3 protein-coding genes are annotated in these 3,755 nt (G+C 58.1%); all 3 read right to left on the reverse strand.

The window, feature by feature from the left end:
• A partial coding sequence (locus EOA86_RS26265; RefSeq protein WP_164891989.1) for a type I restriction endonuclease subunit R occupies nucleotides 1-2,141 on the reverse strand: 2,141 nt, incomplete at its 3' end.
• Nucleotides 2,138-2,308: a hypothetical protein gene (locus EOA86_RS38885; RefSeq protein ID WP_164891990.1), complete on the reverse strand. Its 171-nt coding sequence runs from the start codon at nucleotides 2,306-2,308 to the stop codon at nucleotides 2,138-2,140. The genes EOA86_RS38885 and EOA86_RS26265, both read right to left, overlap by 4 nt.
• Entirely contained in the window at nucleotides 2,305-3,585 is a 1,281-nt protein-coding gene (locus tag EOA86_RS26270) for a restriction endonuclease subunit S (RefSeq protein WP_128344362.1), read from the reverse strand. The genes EOA86_RS38885 and EOA86_RS26270 overlap by 4 nt, the downstream gene beginning before the upstream one ends.
• Nucleotides 3,586-3,755 lie beyond the last annotated feature (170 nt).

Consider the following 3,755-nt stretch of genomic DNA (forward strand, 5'->3'; position numbering starts at 1 on the left):
CCGACATAGTCGACGATGAGACCCGCCTGTTTGCCCGGCGCAACACGGTTCGCCCGCGCAATCGTCTGCATCAGCGTGTGATTCTTCATCGGCTTGTCGAGATAGATCGTGGAGCAGGTCGGCACGTCGAAGCCGGTGATCCACATGGCGCAGACGAAGACCAGCCTGAGCGGGTCGTCCGCTGCCTTGAAGCGCTCGTCGAGTTCCTCCTTGACCATCCGTTGGCGGTGCGGCCGGATGTCGGCTCCGCGCTTTGCTATGACCTCGATTTCGTTCTGCGATTGGCTGACGATGACCGCCATGTCGGTCGCCTCCAGCCACGCCAGTTGCTCCTCCAGCGCCTTCCGCTCGACAGTATCGATGATTGCTGCAATGCGGACCCGCTCCTGCTTCAGGTGCGCGGTCCAATGCACCTGCACCTTGTCGTACATCCGGACGGCGGTCGCCTTGTCGATCGCCACGAACATCGCCTTGCCGCGATAGCCGCGACCGGTGAAATGACGCACCAGATCGGCCGCGACCTTATCGAGCCGGTCGTCATTGGTGATGAGGTGGTATTGTTTGGCGAACTGCTTCGCCAATAGCTCTTCCGCTTTGGGGTCGAGCCCGGCATCGTCGAGAACCTTGGCGATCTCCTCATCGAGATCGGCGCTCTTGAGTTGCAGCTCTGGCAGCCGGCTCTCGTAATAGAGCGGCACTGTCGCGCCATCTGCAATCGACTGAGCGAAGTCGTAGACCGAGACATAGTCGCCGAACACCTCGCGCGTACGTTCCTCTTCGCCTGCGATCAGCGGCGTTCCGGTGAAGCCGAGGAAAGCAGCGTTGGGGAGTGCCGCCCGCATGTTGGCGGCAAGCACGTCGTACTGGCTGCGATGTGCCTCGTCGGTGATGACGATGACATCGGAACGGTCCGACAGCATTGGATAGACCTCTCCGCGCTCAGTGCCGAACTTCTGAATCAGCGAGAATATGTATCGTTCGTTCCCGGTCAGGAGTTCCTGGAGATGCTTGCGCGACCCTGCCTGAACCAATTGGCGGTCCTTGGTCAGAGCGCCGCAAGAGGAGAAGGTGTCGGCAATCTGGTCATCGAGTTCCGTGCGATCGGTGACGATGACGAAGGTCCAATCACCGGGACGTTTCCTCAGCACCTTTCGACTGAAGAACATCATGGAGAAGCTCTTGCCCGAGCCTTGAGTGTGCCAGAACACCCCAAGACGGCCCTGGTTCTCCCTCAACTTGCCTACGGCCTCGATCGCGCGGTTTACCCCGAGATATTGGTGATTCTTGGCGAGAATCTTGATCAGGCCCTTCTCACCCTCCTGGAAGGCAATGAAGTTCTCGACAATGTCGAGGAAGCGTTCGGGACGACAAGTGCCTCGGATCAAGGTCTCCAACGAGACGACGCCCTCCTCCTCCTCGTCGTCAATTTTCTTCCAATCGGTGAAGAACTCGAAGGGCGCGAGCGGCGCTCCGAGCTTGGCTTCATGGCCATTTGAAAGGATGACGAAGGCGATGGGCAAAAAGACTTGCGGGATTGCGGTTCGGTAGTCCTTGAGATTGCCGTCATAGGCGTCCGCTATTGAGCGGTAGAGCGCCTTGAGTTCGATGAAGAGCAGCGGGATGCCGTTGACGAAACCGACCAGATCGGCGCGGCGGGTGTAGAGATCGCCTGAGAACCAGACCTGACTGGCGAGCAGGAAGTCGTTCGCGCCGGCATTCTCCCAGTCGATAATGCGTACCGTTTCGTCGCGCAGCGATCCGCCCGGAGACCTTACCTTCACCTTTACGCCGTCGCGCAGCATTCCGTGCAGATCTGCATTCGCGCGGTTTGGCTCCAGCGCTGTCCTTTCGCTCGCAAGCAAGGCGTAGGCTTCGTCGAGGGCGGATTGCGGTATTCCGGGGTTCAGCTTGGAAAGTGCCGCCCGGAGGCGGTTCGGAAGAAACGCGTCACGACGCGATTCACGCCCTTCAGGACTCGGCCGTGGCGTCGAGGAAGTACCGAACTCACCATAGAGATTGGCGGCCTGCCAGCCAAGAATCTTGAAGAGGCCGATGGCAGGCTGTTCAATAAGCTCATCTTCAGAGAAGCCGCGATAGCTCGGCGTCCTCTGTTCGTAGATGAGATCGCCCCTTTCGCTCATGCGTCCTCGTCGGGCTCACCGTTCGCACTGTCGTCAGCACCAAGATCGAGCGACTTCATTCGCGGGATGAATGCCAACCGCAGCGATGGGGTAAGGGTGTGGGCTTCGCCCAGCCAGACAGCCTTGGCGGAAATCGTTGTCAGCCGCCCAAGCTTTGGGAAGGTCACTCCGCCGCCTCCATAAGCTCTTCCGCTTGTGACAGATCGATCTCGCCGGAGATGAGCTTGGGCAACAGGAGATCACGTTGGGCGCGGAGGTTGCGATTGGCGCGACTCAGTCTCCGACAGAGGGAATGTACGGAGTGAATTAACTTGTCAAACTGCTGCATCAAGGTGATTGGCGGAGTTACAAGCAGTAGCCGCTTGAAGTCCTTCAGGATGATTCTGGGGATGGCGGCGCCAGTGCGGCTGTCCTTGATGCGACGGCTCACAGCATCGGACTTCAAAGCAGAAACCAAGAACTCCTTATGGGTTTCTGGCTTTGGACGCACTATGGCGATCGAAGAAAGGAGCACAATATCCAGATCTTCGCATACGAGAAATGTATGCTTGTTGAGGTTCGCGCCGTCCTTGGCAATTAGTATATCGCCAACCAGCGGTTTGCAGTCGTTTCGGACCAAGTCCGAATAGTCAGCATCGTCGATGATCCTGCAGCCGGACGGTTCAAACTCCCAATCCGTCATGTCCTTCACGGATGCCATGAGCCGGCCATTTTGAGCAGTCGGCGGGCTTTTGTGTGCGCCGTCAGTGATGCGTTGACAAAAGTCCATCAACTCGGTCACCGTCCAGCCCTCAGGGATCGGCCCAAGCGGACTGTCGACGAGCGGCAAACCTTCACAGCCAGGGGCGCGGAAATGGACGAACCACTCCTCGTAAATGCGTCGCGCCATTTCCTCCAAGCCCGCAATCCGCCGGGTGTTGTTATCGATCAGGTCGTCATAGGCGGAAAGGATTGAAGCGTATCTCCGTTGAGCCTCAAGCTCAGGTAGTTGCACTTCAAACTGCTCAAGGCCGGCTTTCGTGAGCGCCTCGCGGGTCGCGCCACCGCCAGCAGTGGCGAGTAGCTTGTCCTTGTAAAGAGGCGAGGCCAGCAATCGTGCCAGATAAGGGCCCCACGCACGCTTTGCATCTGCTCTGATAATCGCAACGTGCTGATTCACACGCGCGCCAGCAAGTTCCTTAGGGGCGGGACAGCAACGCGCAACAGAGGCCCCGGTGATATTCAAGAGAACGTCCTTCTCTTGCACCGTCACGTGCGACAGCTTGCGAGCTTGCATCACGTCCATGAACGCCAAGTCTTTGTAGACGAACTCAAGGTCATAAACGTTCAGGCTACGGATCAACGGAATACCCGTTTCGAGGTAAGCCTCCTTGCCACCGGTTGGCGTGGCACCGCTACCGATCTTGGTCGTCACATCCATAAGTCGGTAAGTTGTAAGAGCCATTGGCTATTCCGCCGCAACAAGTATCGTGGCCAAGTTTGCATCAATCTGCGCCTCCAACACTCGCGCCTCCGTAGTCAGCCGTTCGAACTCTTCCTGTAATTCTTCCAGTCTCTCCGCGAAATCGACATCTTCGGCCTCACCTGCCTTTGCGCCGACATAACGCCCTGGAT

This window comes from Mesorhizobium sp. M5C.F.Ca.IN.020.32.2.1, assembly GCF_004023105.1.
GTDB classification, from domain to species: domain Bacteria; phylum Pseudomonadota; class Alphaproteobacteria; order Rhizobiales; family Rhizobiaceae; genus Mesorhizobium; species Mesorhizobium wenxiniae.